Source organism: Pseudomonas sp. FG43 (assembly GCF_057809175.1).
Genome location: NZ_JBMDJL010000009.1, coordinates 114,455 through 131,999 on the forward strand (window position 1 = coordinate 114,455; position 17,545 = coordinate 131,999).

The 17,545-nt window shown below is 59.2% G+C and carries 14 protein-coding genes and 2 pseudogenes; 6 read left to right on the forward strand and 10 right to left on the reverse strand.

The features are described 5' to 3' along the window. Positions 1-83: 83 nt before the first annotated feature. Positions 84-806, forward strand: a pseudogene (locus tag ACODS3_RS13040) (PAS domain-containing protein); the annotation flags it as partial. Between the two features lie 108 nt (positions 807-914). Beyond that, positions 915-1,346, forward strand: a pseudogene (locus tag ACODS3_RS13045) (methyl-accepting chemotaxis protein); the annotation flags it as partial. A gap of 82 nt (positions 1,347-1,428) precedes the next feature. Here ACODS3_RS13045 and ACODS3_RS13050 read toward each other — a convergent pair. Both ACODS3_RS13050 and ACODS3_RS13055 read right to left on the reverse strand, forming a co-directional pair. Beyond that, positions 1,429-2,574 carry an HPP family protein gene (locus ACODS3_RS13050; protein WP_489034636.1) on the reverse strand — a complete coding sequence of 382 codons (1,146 nt, stop codon included), beginning with the start codon at positions 2,572-2,574 and terminating at the stop codon, positions 1,429-1,431. Between the two features lie 10 nt (positions 2,575-2,584). Beyond that, on the reverse strand, positions 2,585-2,989 hold the full coding sequence (locus tag ACODS3_RS13055; protein ID WP_025260451.1) for a MarR family winged helix-turn-helix transcriptional regulator: 405 nt from the start codon (positions 2,987-2,989) through the stop codon (positions 2,585-2,587). Between the two features lie 136 nt (positions 2,990-3,125). Between ACODS3_RS13055 and ACODS3_RS13060 the strand changes: the two genes are divergently transcribed. Both ACODS3_RS13060 and ACODS3_RS13065 read left to right on the forward strand, forming a co-directional pair. Continuing rightward, a complete protein-coding gene (locus tag ACODS3_RS13060; RefSeq protein WP_489034639.1) occupies positions 3,126-3,383 on the forward strand; it encodes a UTRA domain-containing protein in 258 nt (85 codons plus the stop codon). A gap of 94 nt (positions 3,384-3,477) precedes the next feature. Then, complete coding sequence (locus ACODS3_RS13065; RefSeq protein WP_489034641.1) at positions 3,478-3,678, forward strand: hypothetical protein; 201 nt, start codon at positions 3,478-3,480, stop codon at positions 3,676-3,678. A gap of 54 nt (positions 3,679-3,732) precedes the next feature. Here the strand turns inward: ACODS3_RS13065 and ACODS3_RS13070 are convergent, their stop codons facing one another. The 6 genes from ACODS3_RS13070 to ACODS3_RS13095 all read right to left on the reverse strand — a co-directional run bounded on the left by ACODS3_RS13070 (position 3,733) and on the right by ACODS3_RS13095 (position 10,392). Then, a complete protein-coding gene (locus tag ACODS3_RS13070; protein WP_489034643.1) occupies positions 3,733-4,068 on the reverse strand; it encodes a DUF3325 domain-containing protein in 336 nt (111 codons plus the stop codon). After that, complete coding sequence (locus ACODS3_RS13075; RefSeq protein WP_489034644.1) at positions 4,069-5,622, reverse strand: PepSY-associated TM helix domain-containing protein; 1,554 nt, start codon at positions 5,620-5,622, stop codon at positions 4,069-4,071. Further along, entirely contained in the window at positions 5,619-5,906 is a 288-nt protein-coding gene (locus ACODS3_RS13080; RefSeq protein WP_489034646.1) for a DUF3649 domain-containing protein, read from the reverse strand. Before ACODS3_RS13080 ends, ACODS3_RS13075 begins: the two co-directional genes overlap by 4 nt. Positions 5,907-5,988: 82 nt before the next feature. Next, positions 5,989-8,226 (reverse strand): FepA family TonB-dependent siderophore receptor, encoded by a 2,238-nt coding sequence (locus ACODS3_RS13085; RefSeq protein ID WP_489034648.1) that lies wholly within the window; start codon positions 8,224-8,226, stop codon positions 5,989-5,991. A 112-nt stretch (positions 8,227-8,338) separates the two neighbouring features. Further along, a complete protein-coding gene (locus tag ACODS3_RS13090) occupies positions 8,339-9,676 on the reverse strand; it encodes a sensor histidine kinase (RefSeq protein ID WP_201019158.1) in 1,338 nt (445 codons plus the stop codon). Further along, positions 9,673-10,392 (reverse strand): response regulator transcription factor, encoded by a 720-nt coding sequence (locus ACODS3_RS13095; RefSeq protein ID WP_201019159.1) that lies wholly within the window; start codon positions 10,390-10,392, stop codon positions 9,673-9,675. The genes ACODS3_RS13090 and ACODS3_RS13095 overlap by 4 nt, the downstream gene beginning before the upstream one ends. 324 nt (positions 10,393-10,716) lie before the next feature. On the opposite strand from ACODS3_RS13095, the gene ACODS3_RS13100 reads away from it, so the two are divergent. Together ACODS3_RS13100 and katG are read left to right on the forward strand one after the other, a co-directional pair. After that, a complete protein-coding gene (locus ACODS3_RS13100) occupies positions 10,717-13,140 on the forward strand; it encodes a glucose/quinate/shikimate family membrane-bound PQQ-dependent dehydrogenase (protein ID WP_489034650.1) in 2,424 nt (807 codons plus the stop codon). A gap of 278 nt (positions 13,141-13,418) precedes the next feature. Continuing rightward, a complete protein-coding gene (gene katG, locus ACODS3_RS13105) occupies positions 13,419-15,680 on the forward strand; it encodes a catalase/peroxidase HPI (protein WP_201019161.1) in 2,262 nt (753 codons plus the stop codon). Positions 15,681-15,742: 62 nt separating this feature from the next. On the opposite strand, the gene ACODS3_RS13110 is transcribed toward katG, so the two are convergent. Together ACODS3_RS13110 and ACODS3_RS13115 are read right to left on the reverse strand one after the other, a co-directional pair. After that, positions 15,743-16,996 (reverse strand): vWA domain-containing protein, encoded by a 1,254-nt coding sequence (locus tag ACODS3_RS13110; protein ID WP_489034652.1) that lies wholly within the window; start codon positions 16,994-16,996, stop codon positions 15,743-15,745. A 48-nt stretch (positions 16,997-17,044) separates the two neighbouring features. Next, entirely contained in the window at positions 17,045-17,545 is a 501-nt protein-coding gene (locus ACODS3_RS13115; protein ID WP_025260439.1) for a hypothetical protein, read from the reverse strand.

The window sequence follows — 17,545 nt, forward strand, 5'->3', positions numbered from 1 at the left end:
AAGTAGGCAACTTTCCTCGGATACACGCGATGTTTAACTCCCGTTTGAAACAAGCCAATAAGGCGCTGGAACTTCGTCTTGCCATGCTGGAGCAGGCCAGTCAGGTTCTTGATCTAGAGACTGTAGCGGCCGTGCTGGATGGGCGAGGGAGCGTTCAATCCATCAATGCCTTGTTCGAGGCAGAGCTTGGTTACTCGTCGAGTGAGATTGTCGGGCGTCGCCTTGACTCACTGAGCCCCTCGGAGTTGAGTGGTGATGTTCACCAGAGACGAGCCCTTGATGCTATCCGGGAAGGTAAGCATTTCAGCGGGACACTGCGTCTGAACCACAAGCAAGGTACCAAGGTCTGGCTCAGAACGATTGTCGTGCCCCTCAAGAACGAAGCCGGCGGCATCGAGCAAATTACTCTTTATTCAAGTGTATTGACGCGCACGATCGAGGCGTCCCGGGAGAATGAAGCCCTGGTCAACGCGCTGCACCGCTCGACGGCGGTAATCGATTTTACGCTTGAGGGCATCGTGATCGGCGCGAATGAGAACTTTCTCAAGGCCATGGGTTATGAGCTTGCCCAGATCAAAGGCAAGCACCACAGCATCTTTTGCCTGCCTGAAGAGTCCGGTTCAGAAGCTTATAAAAACTTCTGGGAAAGGCTGCGCAGAGGCGAGTTCATCGTCAATCGCTTCCGTCGGGTCGATAAATACGGGCGGGATGTGTGGCTTGAGGCTTCTTATAACCCCATCACCGATGCGAATGGCAAACTGTATAAAATTGCCAAATTCGCAACCGTCATCACTGAGCAGGTCGAGCGTGAAAAGGCGGTCTCCGAGGCATCGAACATGGCGTATCAAACCTCTGTCCAGACTGACAGCTCTGCCCAGCAGGGACGTGAAGTCATCAAGAGTACGGTTGAGGTTCTGGATCGTCTGACCCGGTCCATGCAAGAGGCGACTCAAGGCATTGAAGCGCTTGATTCCCAGAGCCAGGTTATCGGGACAATCGTCAAGACCATCAGCAGTATTGCCGAGCAGACGAACCTGCTCGCTCTCAACGCTGCCATCGAAGCTGCCCGCGCCGGTGAGCAGGGCAGAGGTTTTGCCGTAGTGGCCGATGAGGTGCGGCAACTGGCTTCTCGAACCACCAAGGCAACGGAAGATATTGTGAGTGTGGTCAAGGAAAACCAGAGCCTTGCTTCGGGGGCTGTTGGCGTGATTGAGCGCAGCACCGAGCAGGCCTCTGAGGCGCTGACACTGGCCAATGATGCAGACCGTGTGATCCAGGAGATTCAGCAAGGTGCGAACTCTGTGGTGCGTGCAGTCAGTAGCTTTGTTAATCAGAACACCAATTAAGCGCCCGGTCTGGTAGCCCGACGAGCAGCGCTTTTGCGTGTTTGAGTGTGTGGGTGTAGGGGCGTTTTTATTTGAAAGCGCTCTAGACCCGCACAGCCGTATACAGCGCCTTGATCAAGTCGGACTGGGTAATGATGCCCACCAGGTGCCGCTGGGCGTCGATGATCGGAACATGCCGATGGCCATTTTCCGAAAACACTGGCACCAGATCGGTCAGCAGGCGTTCGGCGCTGGCGACGCGCACTTTGCGGGTCATGATCTCGCCGACGATACTCGCCGGTTGTTTGTTGCTCACTTGACGCAGCAGTGCCCTCAGGTGCCAGCCCACGCCTTCGTGGGCGTCCAGGTCGATCTGCTTCATGAAATCCGCCACTGTCACGATGCCCATCAGATGGCGTTGCCGGTCGATCACCGGCAAGGCCTTGATCTTGTGTCGACGCATCAAGGCCCAGGCCTCGCGCAGGGGCATTTCCTGACGGGCGACAATCGGCGTAGTGCTCATCACGTCTGCGCAGCGGATCTCGCCCATATTGCGCTGGTAGGCCGAGGCCTCCGCACGCTCCAGCAGTTCGTGAAGGTCGTCACGGCTGACGTCCAGCACCTGGTTGTAATGGGCGAGGGCGGCATCCAGATCCGCATCACTGAAACGGCTGGCAGGCGAGTCGCTTTTTGCCTGCTGGACATGCGGCCAGGGGCGGCGGGTCAGATTGTTGTAGATCACGCCGGCTGCTACCAGCAGCAACGAGTCGAGCATGACCGGGCTCAGTGCGTACACAAACTGATCGCAACCGGTAATCACCATCAATAGCGCCGCAGCGCCTCCCGGCGGATGCAGGCAACGGGTCGCCAGCATCGCGGCAATCGCCAGACTGACCGCCAGCGCGGCAGCCAGCGTGGCATCGGGAATCCATTTGGCGCAGGCAATGCCTGCCAGCGCCGAGACCGTGTTGCCGCCCACCACAGACCAGGGCTGCGCCAAGGGACTCGATGGGACGGCAAACACCAGTACCGCACTGGCCCCGATGGGCGCGACGATGGCCATGGCCAGAAAGCTGTTCTCTATGGCGTGTGCGCCGTGCAGCCAGAGTGCAGCAACGGTGGCGACCAACAGAATGCCCAAGGCCGCGCCGATGCTGGCGCGTACTTTCTCTCGGGTGTCGATGGCGTGGGGTGCAGGCCATAGCGAGCGCAAGCGCGCCACAAGGGTTGTGTTGGAGGGTGAAGGCATGTTTTTGGGATTACTCCTGCTCGAAAGGCACGCGGAAACGCTTGCCCGCCGACTTGAGTTCTTCTCGATGCAGAAAAGCCAGTTGCGCCAGCACCTCGCTGCCTTTGCCCGTAAGACTGACCTGGACCTCTCGTCGGTCCGCGACGTTGCGCTGCGTCTGCACCAACCCCAGCGCCTCGCAGCGCTTCACCAGCGCCGCTGCGCCATGAGGCACGATCTGCAAACGCTCCGCCAGTTCACCCACGGTTGCCCACTCACGCTCGCTGAAACCCTGGGTGTGCAACATCAGCAGGTACTGCTGGGAAGTAACTCCACAGGCTTGCACGGCCTCTTCGGAAAAACGCAGGAAGCGCCGCAGTTGGTAGCGGAATTCGGACAGGGTTTCAAAATCCTGCTTGTGGAGGGTGTCAGCCATGGGGGAGCGTCGCTTCGGTTGAGGGAAGGGCGGCTTTTATATCATGGTGTGATGTATTTTGGCGATGATGGAGGCATTCATTGAATCTTCATCGCTCACAAGAATGTCTTCCCGGATAAATCCGGTCCTACAGGCTATGCGTGACCGCAAATCGAGTGTCTGGAGACGGGTGAGGGAACGCTTCAGGCGGGTTCAGTCCCGCTGCGAACTGACCATGCACAACAGCATCGTGGATGCGCATCAGGCCGAGTTATTGCAGCTGACAGTGGGGTCGAGCAGTTTGTATCTGGAGCGCTTGAATTTTGGTGAGCAGGACCAGCCCGTAGAGTTCGATCAGGAGTTCTGGAGGCCGGATGCCCTGTCGGTGGTCATGGAAACCCGTTATCCGGGCTGATAATCCGCCACTCATCGTTTCCCTTGCACTCCCGGATCTATCGCGTTTCTTACTATAAGGCGCGGATATCCTGCGCTTCACGCGGAGAGTGGTCATGGAAATTGATGAGAATGCACCGGGCAATGTTTCGCAAAGCCCCGCTACCAGACCGACAGATAACGAAACAGGGTATGAACCGGACTCCCTGCCCGAGGCTGATCCAGCGCTTGATGATCTCACAAATGACCAGAGCGACGATCCTGATCTGCCGGTAAACCCGCCGATAGACGAAGATGAAGAGCCGTCCCTCGGGTAAAACCCGGGAGCGAATTCATTCGCGAAAAATCGTCATTCGCGAATGAGTTCGCTCCTATGCCGAGAGGGTGAACACCCCGAGCAGTATCCAACCGGCGCCACTCACTCCCACGGCCAGTCGTATGGCATACGGCAGCAACAAGACCAGCGCCAGGCCTGTCATTGAAACCAGCCCCAGCCAGCCCACTGGTCCCATGGCCCAGCCCCAGACCTGAACGCTGCTGAGGAAACTGCCCGCCAATGCCAGCCAGCCGGCACTGCGCAGGGTGTGGCGTAATACTTTGGACGGCGGGCGTTGCGACAGCTGTTTGTAATGCCGCTCCAGCCCCAGACACAAACCCAGCATGCCGCTGTAGGCCAGGAGCAGGCTGGTGATCAATGCAATGCTCATTCAGTTGACCTGCGCTGTGGCGGTGGAGGGGTGTTTTGCGGGGCGTTCCCTGGCGGGTTGGCCTATTTTCCAGCAGGTCCAGCCCAGCAGGATGCCGAGGACTACGGTCGTGGCTTCCAGAACGAAATGTTCGCCGCGATTTGTGGTGGTCAGTGCCAATAGCGGCAGGCTGATGCAGAGCAGGGCGGTGAGGGCCAGTTGTTCGCGCCAGGCGGCCAGCCATGGTCGGACAATGGCATGGCCGAGGCTCAACAGCCAGACGATAAAGAACACGCGGATCTCCCACTGACCGCGCTGGGCCAGTTCTGTCGGCAGCAGGCGGTTAGCCCACAGGAACGCGACGCAGGCCAGCATCAAACCCGCGATTACGGTGACGTTCAGGCGTTCGGCGCTGTGGTAGAGCGCCGCGCCGATGGCACCTTCATTGTCGTGGCGTCGGCGTCGCTTGACAGTAAACAGCACCATGCCGGTGGCGATCATCGCGCAACTGGCCAGGCCGCAGATGAAGTACAGCCAGCGCATCGGGTAGCCGCCGAACTGGGCGAAGTGCAGGCCGGCCATGACTTTCTGGGTCAGCAGGCTTGGGCGACTTTCTGGAGGTTGGCGCAGGATCTTGCCGGTCACGCCATCGAACAGCATGCTCTGGCCCTTGGTCAGTTCGATACGGTTGCCCAGCACGGGCCGCACTTCGATTCTGGCAGCGCTGCTGCCGGGGTTCTGGATAGAGAACCCGGCCACCGGCCCCATCAATCGCTCGGCCTCAGCCAGCAGCGGACCTAACGGTGTCAGCGTTGCTGTGCTTGTTGCCTCGCCACGCCTTGCCGATTGTTCTGGCCGTTGACCCTGTTGCTCGGTTGTCGGCCCGCCACGGATTGCACGACTCAGGGCATCGCGGTTGCCGTCGAACAGAGCATCTGTCGCCGCTGGCATGTAGATCAGGTAGAAAATCACCAGCCCCGTGTAAGTGATCATCAGGTGAAACGGCAGCACCAGCACGGCTGTGGCGTTATGGGCGTCCAGCCAGGAGCGCTGGCCCTTGGCCGGACGAAATGTGAAGAATTCCTTGAAGAACTTCTTGTGAATCACGATGCCGCTGACCAGTGCCGCCAGCATGACCATGGCGGCCAGGCCTACTATCCAGATGCCGATATTGCGCGGCAGGTTGAGGGTGAAGTGAAAGAGGAAAAAGAACCCGCCACCTGCCGTCGCGCGTACATCCAGAGGTTCGCTGGTATAAGGGTCCAGATAGGTGCCGCCGCCGCGTCGCTGTTCTCCGGCGGACACCACCAGATTGGGCGAGCGCTCATTGGGCAGGCCGATGTTCCAGGCGCTGGCCTTGGGGTGATGGGCTTGCAGGTAGTCGAGTGCGCGCTGCGTCACTTGCGCCTGATCAAACGAATGCGCCGGTATTTCCGGTCGCATCCAGCCATCGATCTCTTTGTCGAAGACCGCCAGTGTGCCGGTAAGAAAGATCGAAAACAGCAACCAGCCAAAGACCAGGCCGCTCCAGGTGTGCAGCCAGGCCAGCGATTGAGTGAGGGTCTTGTGTTTCATGCCAGTTGCTCCAGCAATTGCGGCCAGAAGCCGATGGCTGCCAAGGGCAACGCCAATGTCAGACCGCCCCAGGCCCGCCAAGCGCTGCGGCAACTGAAGGCCCAGAGGATGACGAGGGTGTAAACCACAAAGGACAGCAAAGTGGAGACCACCAGCGCATCAACCTTGTCCAGCGGCAACAGGCGCGCCAGTGCTGCGGTAAAGGCATAGGTGAACAGATATCCACCCGGCAGCGCGGCGACAATCCGTGAGACGGTGGACCAGGAAAAGGATCGTGTTTTCATGGGTGATACTCATCAGGCCGCGTGCGCATGAAGGCCCGACCGGTTTCCCGGTCGGGCCTGCATTACAAGCGTCAGGTCAGCTTCAGAACGACGTGGTGATGGACGCATAGACCGAGCGTCCCGGCTCGTTGTAAGTGCTGGCACCCGCGCTGGTGCCAGCGCCTTCGCGATAGATACGCTTGTCGAACATATTGTTGAGACCGGCACCGATCGACAGGTTCTTGTTGATCTCGTAAGTCCCGCCAATACCCCAGACATGGTAAGGATCGAGGGTTCTCATCTCGTTCTCTGCCGTGACGGCGACACCCCGAAGCGGGTTGGTGACTCGTGGTTCCTGCTTGCCGTAGTAGGTGCCTGTCAGGCTCAGGGACAGTGCTTCGGTAGCCTGCCAGTCGAGCATGGTGTTGACCGTGTATTCGGGCACTACCGACAGCGGGTTGCCGTCATCATCCTCGTTGGATTGCATGTAGGTGAGGTTGGTGTTCCAGCTCAGGATGTCGCCGTTCTGGCCCAGCAGCGGGACGCCGATATTGCCTTCCCAGCCCTTGACCACGGCATCCTCGGCATTGTCCCAGCGCAGGATGGCCTCGTTGTTCGCCGTCCGGCCGGTCAGGTCGTTGGACGAGACGATCTTGTTCTCGTAGTCGTTACGGAAATAGGTGAGCCCGGCGCTCCAGCCATCTCTGACAAAACTGATGCCCAATTCCTTGTTGATGCTGATTTCCGGGTCGAGGTTTTCGTTACCCAGCACATAGCAACCGGTTGAGTTCAGGCTCGGTGCGCAGCCATTGCCGTTGCTGCGGTACAGGTAGTTCGGGTTGGACTGGTACAGATTCGGTGCCTTGAAGGCCCTGGCAATACCGCCTTTCAGTGTGATGTCATCGGTCAGCTTGTAGGAGGAGTTGAGGCTTGGGCTCCAGTTGGCGCCGAACTGATCGTGATGGTCGAGACGTACGCCCGGAGTCAGGAACCATTTTGGCGTCAGCTCGATATTGTTTTCGAGGAACACAGCCATGATGGTGGCGTCCATGTTGGTCGGACGCGACCCGGCTGCCGAGTTGGGCAGCGTGGTGCCGATGTCGCGGTCCATGGTGCTGGGATCATCCAGCTCCTGACGGTTCCACTCGGCGCCGACAGTCAGTGTCTGCGGGCGCAGGAATTCCAGCGGGATATCCAGTTGTCCTTGCAGCAGGTAGCTGTCATAGGTGCTGGTGCTCTTGTCCGCATTGGCACTGATATCGCCATCGACGCTACCGGTCTGTCCTTCCAGCAACCTGTTGTTGCGGGTCTTCTCATACTGCGCCAGCAGGCGTGAAGTGCCGAACGCCCAGTCACCGTTATGGGTGACCGAGAAGTTCTGGCGATACATCGTGTTGGTTTCCCGGCCCAGCCAGTTGTTGACGGTACTGCCGTTGACCAGCGCGTCTGTGCCGCCAGTGCCGACATCACCTGCATAGATATTGCCCTGACGGCTGTAACCGGCTTCAAAGTCGAGGGTCTGGTTGGTGTCCAGCGCCCAGCTCAACAGCCCGTTTATATCCTTGTTGCGCACACCTTCGCGACCCGCCGCCAGCGATGCACCAGAAGCGGTATCGGTGTGTGCCTGGTTGATGTCGGCATCGTCCGCATCGGTCTTGTTGAGGTTGCCGTAGACGCGAAAGGTGAGGGCATCGGTCAACGGGCCGGCGAGGCTGAACGTGGTGCGTTTGGTCATGCCCTCCGCATCGTCTTCCGGCAGGTTGGTGTAGGCGGTGACCGAGCCGGTGAGGGATTCGGTCGGTCGTTTGGTGATGATGTTCACTACACCACCCATGGAGCCCGAGCCATAACGGGCCGCAGCCGGGCCGCGCAGTACTTCGATGCTTTCGACTTCGCTGGCGGGTACCCAATTGCTGTCGCCGCGGGTATCACGCTCGCCGGAGCGGGTGTAGCGTACGGAGTTACGCGATGTGACGGGTTTGCCATCGATCAGGATCAGAGTGTTCTCCGGCCCCATGCCGCGCAGGTCGATCTGGCGATTGTTGCCACGTGCGCCGCTGGCGCTGTTGCCGGTCAGGTTGACGCCCGGCATCTTGCGCACGATATCGGAGAGGTCATTGACCGGAGGGCGTTTCTTGATGTCATCGGCGCTGATCAGCGACACACCCGATGCCTGTTTCAGCTCTTGCTCGGCAGTGGCCACCACATGGGTGTCGGCCAACTGGACGGAGTCATCGGTCTTTTCGGATCGGATGGACTCTGGCGTTTCGGCCATCGCCACTGACGGGCAGGCGGCCAGCAGGGCCAGGCAAAGGTGGCTGAGCTTGAATCGCGGATGCATCTGCAACACTCCTGTGACATTCATGGCGTGCAGAGAGGCGTGGGCTCTCTCTGCTGCCGGACTGGATGCAGATGGTATTTATTCTCATATGGGAGTAAATCTTTTTTACACTTTATACACTTCTCAAACGTAGATGCAGGCGCAGCCCCGGTGTGGCGTTCTCTGCCCAGATTTGTCCGTTCTGCAATTCAACGATGCTGCGGGCGATGGAAAGCCCAAGGCCGAAGCCTTCACCTCCCGGGCGTTCAGCGTTGAGGCGGGTGAACGGCTGGAAGACATGCTCCAGTTTTTCGGGCTCGATACCTGGCCCCTGATCTTCGATCCACAGGTGCCAGTAGCCACCTTCGCGGCAACCGGTCAGGCGGACCACGCCGTCATCCGGAGAGTGGCGAATGGCGTTGCGCAGGATGTTTTCCAACGCCTGCGCCAGACCATTCAGGTTGCCGCTGACGTAGCAGTCGGACGGCAAGTCGCATGGCAGCCGCTCCATGGGCCAGTTGGTCTCGAAGCACACGTCCTCGCACAACAGGTTCCACAGCTCTTTCACTTCTACGGTTTCCAGTGGCAGAGCAGGGCGTTCGGTATCCAGCCACACGAGTTCCAGGGTGTCGCTGATGAGCTTTTCCATGATCTGCACTTCGCGTTCCTGGCGCTGACGCATGGTGTCGATATCCAGTTCACGCTCGCCGGCTGCCCGCAAGCGGCTGAGCGGTGTGCGCAATTCATGGGACAGTGTGCGCAGCAGGCGGCGCTGAAAGACCACGGTGTTCTCCAGACGCCCGGCCATCTGATTGAAGGCTCGTGCCAGCTCGCCCAGTTCGTCACGGCGCTCTGCTACCTGTGGCTCGACTCGCGCCGCTAGATCTCCGGTGCTCAAGGCATTGGCCTGGCGGTGAAGGATCACGATGGGCGAGATCAGAATGCGGTACAGCAGAGCGGCCAGCAGCAGTGCCAGGCTGGCAGGAAGCACTTTTTGCAGCAGCAGGTCCCACAGCTCGTTGTGCTGGCGAGGATGAAAGTGGCCGGGCAGATCCATTACCAGGCGTGCTTCAGTGTCTTTGAACGGGATGTAAAAAGTGGGTACACCGCCGGGGCGTCCCACCATGCCATCGAGCCTGCGTACGAAATGCAGCCTTTCCAGTTCCGGCTCCGTCAAAGGCTGTGAAGACAGTGAGTTCTGTTGTCTGTCCACGACCACAGCCCAGACCTTTTCCCGGCTGCGCAGCTCGCGAAGCACCTCGTCGACTCCGCTGGCGCCGCGCTTCTGCCAGGCGGCTTCGGCCCGTCGTGCGTAGTCGTTAAGGGCACGCTTGGTCGGTTCGGATAACCGCTCTGTCGCCTCGTTGAGTCTGCGGTTCAGGTCGGTTTGCAGGCTGGCCATCAGCAGGCAGAGCAGGGCAAGGCCACCGATGAGTTTCCACAGCAGTGAGTGGCGATTGGGCAGCTTCATGGCGTCAACCGGGTCAGCACGTAACCCATGCCCCGCACCGTCTCAAGGCGCTTGTCGTTATAACCGATGGCCTGCAATTTGCGGCGGATGCGGCTGACATGCATGTCCAGGCTGCGGTCATGCTGCGAGTACGCCCGGTGCATGGCCTGCTGATAGAGGAAAGCCTTGCCCAGCACTTCACCCATGTGTCGTACCAGCGTTTCCAGAATCCGGTATTCGGTGGTGCTCAGATCGGCCCACTGGTCATTCAGGCAGACGTCGGCGCGCTGCTCGTCGAAGGTCAACTGCGATTCATTACTGACGATCCTTGTCTGTGCTTCATGCTCGTACGCCACGCGGCGCAGAATGGCGTCGATACGCACATCCATCTCCAGCATGCTGAAGGGCTTGGGCAAGTAATCATCCGCGCCCTGGCTGAAGCCGACGATACGATCCTGCTCGGCGCCCAGTGCCGACATCAGGATCACCGGCAAGCGTTGGCGTTGGCGCAGCCGGGCCAGGATTTCCAGGCCGTTGCTGTCGGGCAACATGATGTCCATCAGGATCAGGTCGAAGTCCTGCGAACGTACCAGTTCCAGAATCTCGTCGCCATCATGGCGCAGGGTCACCGTAAAACCGCGTTCGCTGAGGTGGCTCTGAAGATGAGCTGCCAGCAGTGGATCATCTTCTATGGCCAGAATATGAGCACGTGCGCCAGCGGGGTGGTGGAGTTGCATGAGAAACACCTGCGGATGAGAACGATTCCTTGATTCGTATTCTGACCAATGTCGCTGAAGATTCCCATCGGCACTTTCATTCCTTTCCAGATGAGTGGATTGTTACTGTTTATGTAATAGTTATTCTCATTTTGTGAGAGTGACAAATTGACGCGGATAAAGATTTTTTTGGTATCGTTACCAATATTAACCGTTTAGTTAATAATTTTTGCTGGCATCAGAAAGGATGCCCAGCCCCTGAAAAACCCTTCAGCGGCTTCTGTTTCAAGCTGCTCGAAAGACTCTTTCCTTCGTAACGTTCATGCATCAGCGGGATCATGCAACATGACTAAGTCTCAACCTTCGGCATCCTTCAGTCGCTGGCCCATCCGGGTTGTCGCTCTGGGTGTGCTGGTATTTGGATTGCTTTTCGCCGCAGGCGGCGGCTATCTCGTCACCCTGGGCGGCAGTTGGTATTTCCTGCTGGCCGGTCTTGGCCTGATCGCATCAGGTGTCCTGCTCTTCAAACAACGCCTGGCGGGTGCCTGGCTGTTCGCAGCAGTGATGGTGCTGACGCTGATCTGGGCGCTGGCCGATGCCGGGCTGAATTTCTGGCCGCTGATTTCGCGGCTGTTCGCTCTGGGTGTCTTGAGCCTGTTGGTGGCACTGATCTACCCGGCCTTGCGTAAGGCGAATGGCCGGGAAGCGGGTCGTTCCGGTTATGCCCTGGGTGGTGTTCTGGCCATCGCGATTGTTGCGGCGGGTGCGGGAATGTTCGTGCCTCACGCTTCGGTTTCGCCTACCGGAAACGGCCCGGGCCTGACTGGCGTCGACCCGGCAAAGGCACAGAAAGACTGGCAGCATTACGGTAACGATGAAGGCGGTAGCCGTTTCGCGGCGCTGGATCAGATCAACCGCAGCAACGTCTCGAAGCTGGTACCGGCCTGGACTTACAACACCGGCGACATCGCAATCAGCAATGGTAATGGTGCTGAAGACCAGACCACTCCGTTGCAGGTGGGCGACAAGGTGTTTATCTGCACCCCGCACAACAACATCATTGCGCTGGACGCCGACACCGGCAAAAAGCTGTGGAAGAACGAGATCAACGCTCAGGCGGCGGTCTGGCAGCGTTGCCGTGGCCTGGCTTACTTCGACGCCACCGCAGCCGTTGCTCAACCAACCGACGGCAGCACGCCAGCCAAGGCCGTTTCTGTACCGGCGGGTGCCAATTGCCAGCGTCGTTTGTTGACCAACACCATTGATGCGCGCCTGATTGCCGTGGATGCCGATACCGGCGAGTTCTGCCAGGGCTTCGGCAATAATGGCCAGATCGATCTGAAAACCGGTCTGGGCAAGGTCCCGGATGCTTACTACCAACTGTCGTCGGCACCCTTGATGGCCGGTACAACAGTGGTTGTCGGCGGTCGTGTCGCTGACAACGTTCAGGCTGACATGCCCGGTGGCGTCATCCGTGGTTTCGATGTGGTGACCGGTGAAATGCGCTGGGCGTTCGACCCAGGCAACCCTGAAGACAAGAAAGCACCGGCTGAAGGCCGCACGTATGTGCGCAGTACGCCCAATAGCTGGGCACCGATGTCTTACGACCCGGCGATGAATACCGTGTTCTTGCCCATGGGCAGCTCGTCCACCGACATCTATGGTGTGGAACGTACTGCGCTGGATCACAAGTACGGCGCTTCCGTGCTGGCATTGAATGCCACCACGGGCGAAGAGAAGTGGGTCTACCAGACCGTTCATAACGACCTGTGGGATTTTGACCTGCCGATGCAGCCAAGCCTGATCGATTTCACCAAAGCAGATGGCAGCAAGGTGCCGGCAGTGGTGATCGGGACCAAGGCCGGTCAGATCTTCGTGCTGGATCGTGCCACTGGTCAGCCACTGACCCAGGTTGACGAGATCCCGGTCAAGCCGTCCAACATTCCCAACGAGCCTTACTCCAGGACCGAGCCTCTGTCGGTGGGCATGCCACAGATCGGTGCGCCACACCTGACGGAGTCGGACATGTGGGGCGCGACTCCATTCGATCAGATGCTGTGCCGTATCTCGTTCAAGAAAATGCGTTATGAAGGCCTGTACACCGCGCCGGGCACTGACGTCTCGCTGAGCTTCCCGGGTTCTCTGGGTGGCTTGAACTGGGGCAGCATTTCGACGGATCCGGTGCATGGCTTCATCTTCGTCAACGACATGCGTCTGGGCCTGTGGATCCAGATGGTTCCCCAGGAAAAAGATGCCAAGGCATCTTCCGGTGGCGAAGCACTGAACACTGGCATGGGCGCAGTACCGCTCAAGGGCACGCCGTACGCCGTGAACAAGAACCGCTTCCTGTCGGTGGCCGGTATTCCTTGTCAGGCGCCACCTTTCGGCACCTTGACCGCCATCGACATGAAAACCCAGAAAGTCGCCTGGCAAGTGCCGGTTGGCACCGTTGAAGACACAGGCCCCATGGGTGTCAAGATGCACCTGCCGTTGCCGATCGGCATGCCGACTCTGGGCGGTACGCTGTCCACTCAGGGCGGTCTGGTGTTTATCGCCGGTACTCAGGATTACTACCTGCGCGCCTTCAACTCCGCCAACGGCGAAGAAGCCTGGAAAGCCCGTCTGCCGGTTGGCAGCCAGGGTGGCCCGATGACCTATGTCTCGCCCAAGACCGGCAAGCAGTACATCGTCATCACTGCCGGTGGTGCCCGTCAGTCCCCTGATCGTGGCGATTATGTGATCGCTTACGCGCTGCCTGACAGCAAGTAAGCTGCGCAACATCCGAAACCCGCTGTCGCCCGCTCAGGGTGGCCGCGGGTTTTTTGTTGCCTGTCAGATTCCTCTCTAGCTCTGCATCATGGACTCGTCTAGGCTAATCGATGCCGACCCAAGCCCTGAGACAGTTACTTGATGGTCGATAACGAGCACCGCCGTGAGAACGGAGCCCATACAAGCGTGGGCCCTGTATATGCCATAGACATCATCTGTCGCGGCCCGGGCTTCAGGCCTGGCCGGATAGCAGGATGCAGACCAAGAGGTAGCCGTAAATGTCAACCGAATCAAAATGTCCGTTCAACCATGCAGCAGGTGGTGGTACAACGAACCGAGACTGGTGGCCAGAGCAACTCAATCTGAAGATCCTGCATCAGCACTCATCCTTGTCCGATCCTCTGGGTGAGGCATTCGATTACGCAGAAGCGTTCAAAAGCCTCGACCTGGAGGCCGTAAAGAAAGACCTGCATGCCCTGATGACCGATTCCCAGGACTGGTGGCCAGCCGACTTCGGCCATTACGGTCCGCTGTTCGTGCGCATGGCCTGGCACAGTGCTGGCACTTACCGTACAGCCGATGGGCGTGGCGGTGCCGGTGCGGGTCAGCAGCGTTTTGCGCCGCTCAACAGTTGGCCGGATAACGTCAGCCTGGACAAGGCACGTCGCCTGATCTGGCCAATCAAGCAGAAATACGGCCGCAAGATCTCCTGGGCCGACCTGATCATCCTCACCGGCAACGTGGCGCTGGAGTCCATGGGCTTCAAGACCTTCGGCTTCTCTGGCGGTCGCCCTGACGTGTGGGAACCAGAAGAAGACGTGTACTGGGGTTCTGAAACCACCTGGCTGGGCGGTGAAACCCGCTATGGCAAGGACGCGCAGCCACCGGGCGAGGGCGTTCTGGTGGCCGAGCCTGAACTGCATGGCAGCGAAGAAAAGCGCACCGACAGTGAAGGGCGCAATCTGGAAAACCCGCTGGCCGCCGTGCAGATGGGCCTGATCTACGTAAACCCGGAAGGCCCTGAAGGCAACCCGGACCCTGTCGAGTCCGCCAAGGACATTCGCGAAACCTTCGGCCGCATGGCCATGAACGACGAAGAAACCGTTGCCTTGATCGCGGGCGGTCACGCCTTCGGCAAGACCCACGGTGCAGGTCCGGCAAGCCATGTAGGCGCCGAGCCTGAAGCCGCTGGTCTGGAAGAGCAGGGCTTTGGCTGGAAAAACAGCTTTGGCACCGGCAAGGGCGCTGACACCATCACCAGCGGTCTGGAAGTGACCTGGACTTCCACGCCAACCAGGTGGAGCAACGAGTACCTGGAAAACATGTTCCGCTTCGATTGGGAACTGACCAAAAGCCCGGCAGGCGCTCATCAGTGGACACCGAAGAACGGCGAGGGCGCCGGTACTGTGCCTGATGCCCATGACCCTTCCAGACGCCATGCGCCGAGCATGCTGACCTCCGACCTGGCGCTGCGTTTCGACCCGATCTATGAGCCGATTTCCCGTCGCTTCCTCGCCAACCCGGATCAACTGGCCGACGCCTTTGCCCGCGCCTGGTTCAAACTGACCCACCGCGACATGGGGCCGCTGGCACGTTATCTCGGGCCGGAAAACCCCACCGAAGAACTGCTCTGGCAAGACCCGCTTCCAGCACTCGACCATGCCCTTGTGGATGACAGCGACGTTACAGCCCTCAAGAGCAAGATCCTGGCTTCGGGCCTGTCTGTTTCGCAACTGGTGTCCACCGCATGGGCATCGGCGTCGACCTTCCGTGGTTCCGACAAGCGCGGCGGTGCCAATGGTGCGCGTATCCGTCTGGCTCCGCAGAAAGACTGGCCGGTCAACCAGCCTGAACAACTGGCGAAAGTACTGAAAACACTTGAAGGGATTCAGGCCGAATTCAACAGCGCACAGGCTGGGGGCAAGAAGATTTCCCTGGCCGACCTGATCGTCCTTGCGGGTAGCGCAGGCATCGAAAAAGCAGCCAGCAATGCCGGGCAGAGCGTCAAGGTCCCATTCACACCGGGCCGCACCGATGCTTCGCAGGAGCAGACCGACGTGGAATCCTTCGGTTTCCTCGAACCCATCGCCGATGGCTTCCGTAACTACCTGAAAGGCAACTACAAGGTATCGGCCGAAGCGCTGCTGGTGGACAAGGCGCAACTGCTGACCCTGACCGCACCTGAGCTGACCGTGTTGCTGGCAGGCCTGCGGGTCCTGAATATCAATGCCGACAGCAGCCAGCATGGCGTGTTTACCAAGCGGCCAGAGGCGCTGACCAACGACTTCTTCGTCAACCTGCTCGATATGGGGACAGCGTGGAATGCGACTTCAGGCGCCAACGACAGCTTTCAGGGACGTGATCGCAAGACCGGTCAGGTGAAATGGACCGGTACCCGCGTCGATCTGGTCTTCGGCTCCCACGCTCAACTGCGGGCAATCTCCGAAGTCTATGCAAGTGCTGACGCCCAGGAGAAGTTTGTCAGCGACTTCGTTGCCGCCTGGACCAAAGTGATGAACCTGGATCGCTTCGACGTCTGAAGCCATTCCGGCAAGTAACAACCTGAAGCGGCGTGAGCCGCTTCAGGCCATTCTCCGGATCGTTATGGCCTCTGCTCGCCCGAGCAGTTCGGTTTGTCCGATACCTCATCCATGGCTTCACGCAGCATGCGCTGCACCTCTACGGCATTGTTTGCCGCATAGACCCGGCCTCCCGTGTTTTCGGCGATGCAGTTGGACAGGGCGCTGTCACTGATATTGACCACGTTCACTCGCAGCCGTGGCTGCTGGCTGGCGATACGTGCCGACACCTCGCAAGCGTTCTGCTCACAACCATCTTCTCCGTCGACAAACATCACCACGACCGCATCCTTGAAGCGCCCGTCGACCTTGCTGGCTGCCTTGGCAAGACTGTCTGCCAAAGGTGTGCCGTCATCTGCCTGAAGCTGGTTGACGCCGGCAATCAGCTGTGGCCGTGCGTTGCGGCCGAACAAGCCCTGATCCACCGTATTGGCGCAGCCCCTGAAGGTAATCAGGCGGGTATCGATGTCCGGGTGCAGTTGATCGATCATGGCCGCAAAGGATTGCTTGGCCACTGTCATGCGGGTGGGTTCTGCCAGCAGGCGGGCTTTTCTAGGGTTGGTTTCAGGCAGGCTCTGACCTACCTGAGAAAGCCATTCTTCGTCTGCGGCCGTTGCATTGATATTGATGTTCATCGAGCCGGAGGTGTCCAGCACCACCACGAAATCCGGTTTGGGCGCGTTCGCGGTGCAGGCATAACTTTCTATGGGCGTTGGATAAATCAGGTTCCACAAGCTGCCTCGCCAGGTCCAGAGCAGCCACAGCAACAGAAGCAGCAAAGGCAACAATAGCAACCACAGGGGAATGCGCAGCCACCAGCGATTTGACGTCACTCCGGGTGAAGGCGCGGGACTGGACACGGGTGGTACAACGGGTGGCAATTTGGGTTTCAGGCCCCAGCGAACCACTACCGGTTCATCGTTCAGGCTGTAGAGATTGTTCAGATCCGGCGCACCGATCAGGGTGTTCAGTGCCTGAGAATCCTCGGTCTTGCCGCGGGCTTTCAGCTCATCCGCCAATTGCCGGATGGCCTGCTGGCGTTGTTCGTAGCGAGCCAGAAGCGCTTGCCGTGCTGTGGGGCCAAGGCTTTCATAGGTCAGCGGCTGGCCTCCGAGTTCCGACCACCATTGCAGCGTGTCCTGGGTTCCGGCTCGCGGGATGGCATAAAGGCTGGCAACACTGGGCGGAAAGTGACGGTGCAGCAGTTCGACCTTGCTTTCCAGGCTACGCAGCAGTTCTGGAGGATGGGATGTGGTGTCGCGGGTGATGCGTTGCATGGTGCGGGTCCAGAACAGGAAGAGGCCCCGCAGGGCCTCAAGAAAGGGTCATTCGTAGCCGAGGCTGAGTTGCAGCCTTGAAACCTTCTGCTGCAGGGTTTTGAGCTCCAGCTTGCGGGCTTCGATTACTGACGGATCTGTGCTGGCGGTGAGTTTTTTCTGAGCGGCCATCTGTTTTTCCAGGTCGGCGATCTGCTGTTGAACCTGGGACTTGTTGGCATGACGGGTCTTGAGCTGACCCAGCAGTTTGCTCATGGACGTGTCCAGCACGGCCTGTTGGCGTTGTTGTTCGGCCAGGTTTTTGCTGGTGGCTTGCTGTTGGGCCACCAGATTGTCGTAGACCTCGTGGAAGGCGGCGTTTTCGTTGCGTGCCGCCGCCAATGCCTGCTCACGCTGGCGGATCTGGTCGCTGTAGCCACCCGAATGATCGCAGTTCATCTTGGTGATCAGGCTGGCCTCGGTATTGTTTGAGTCGCAGCTACCCGGTTGAGTGGCACAGCCACCCAACAGCAACAGCCCTGAACTGACCAGCAATGCGCGAATGATCAT

Coding starts and splice junctions, on each gene's coding strand:
- ACODS3_RS13110 (WP_489034652.1), bottom strand. CDS start 16,996: ATGCAACGCATCACCCGCGACACCACATCCCATCCTCCAGAACTGCTG.
- ACODS3_RS13115 (WP_025260439.1), bottom strand. CDS start 17,545: ATGATCATTCGCGCATTGCTGGTCAGTTCAGGGCTGTTGCTGTTGGGT.
- ACODS3_RS13050 (WP_489034636.1), bottom strand. CDS start 2,574: ATGCCTTCACCCTCCAACACAACCCTTGTGGCGCGCTTGCGCTCGCTA.
- ACODS3_RS13060 (WP_489034639.1), top strand. CDS start 3,126: ATGCGTGACCGCAAATCGAGTGTCTGGAGACGGGTGAGGGAACGCTTC.
- ACODS3_RS13095 (WP_201019159.1), bottom strand. CDS start 10,392: ATGCAACTCCACCACCCCGCTGGCGCACGTGCTCATATTCTGGCCATA.
- katG (WP_201019161.1), top strand. CDS start 13,419: ATGTCAACCGAATCAAAATGTCCGTTCAACCATGCAGCAGGTGGTGGT.
- ACODS3_RS13080 (WP_489034646.1), bottom strand. CDS start 5,906: ATGAAAACACGATCCTTTTCCTGGTCCACCGTCTCACGGATTGTCGCC.
- ACODS3_RS13065 (WP_489034641.1), top strand. CDS start 3,478: ATGGAAATTGATGAGAATGCACCGGGCAATGTTTCGCAAAGCCCCGCT.
- ACODS3_RS13075 (WP_489034644.1), bottom strand. CDS start 5,622: ATGAAACACAAGACCCTCACTCAATCGCTGGCCTGGCTGCACACCTGG.
- ACODS3_RS13085 (WP_489034648.1), bottom strand. CDS start 8,226: ATGCATCCGCGATTCAAGCTCAGCCACCTTTGCCTGGCCCTGCTGGCC.
- ACODS3_RS13090 (WP_201019158.1), bottom strand. CDS start 9,676: ATGAAGCTGCCCAATCGCCACTCACTGCTGTGGAAACTCATCGGTGGC.
- ACODS3_RS13100 (WP_489034650.1), top strand. CDS start 10,717: ATGACTAAGTCTCAACCTTCGGCATCCTTCAGTCGCTGGCCCATCCGG.
- ACODS3_RS13055 (WP_025260451.1), bottom strand. CDS start 2,989: ATGGCTGACACCCTCCACAAGCAGGATTTTGAAACCCTGTCCGAATTC.
- ACODS3_RS13070 (WP_489034643.1), bottom strand. CDS start 4,068: ATGAGCATTGCATTGATCACCAGCCTGCTCCTGGCCTACAGCGGCATG.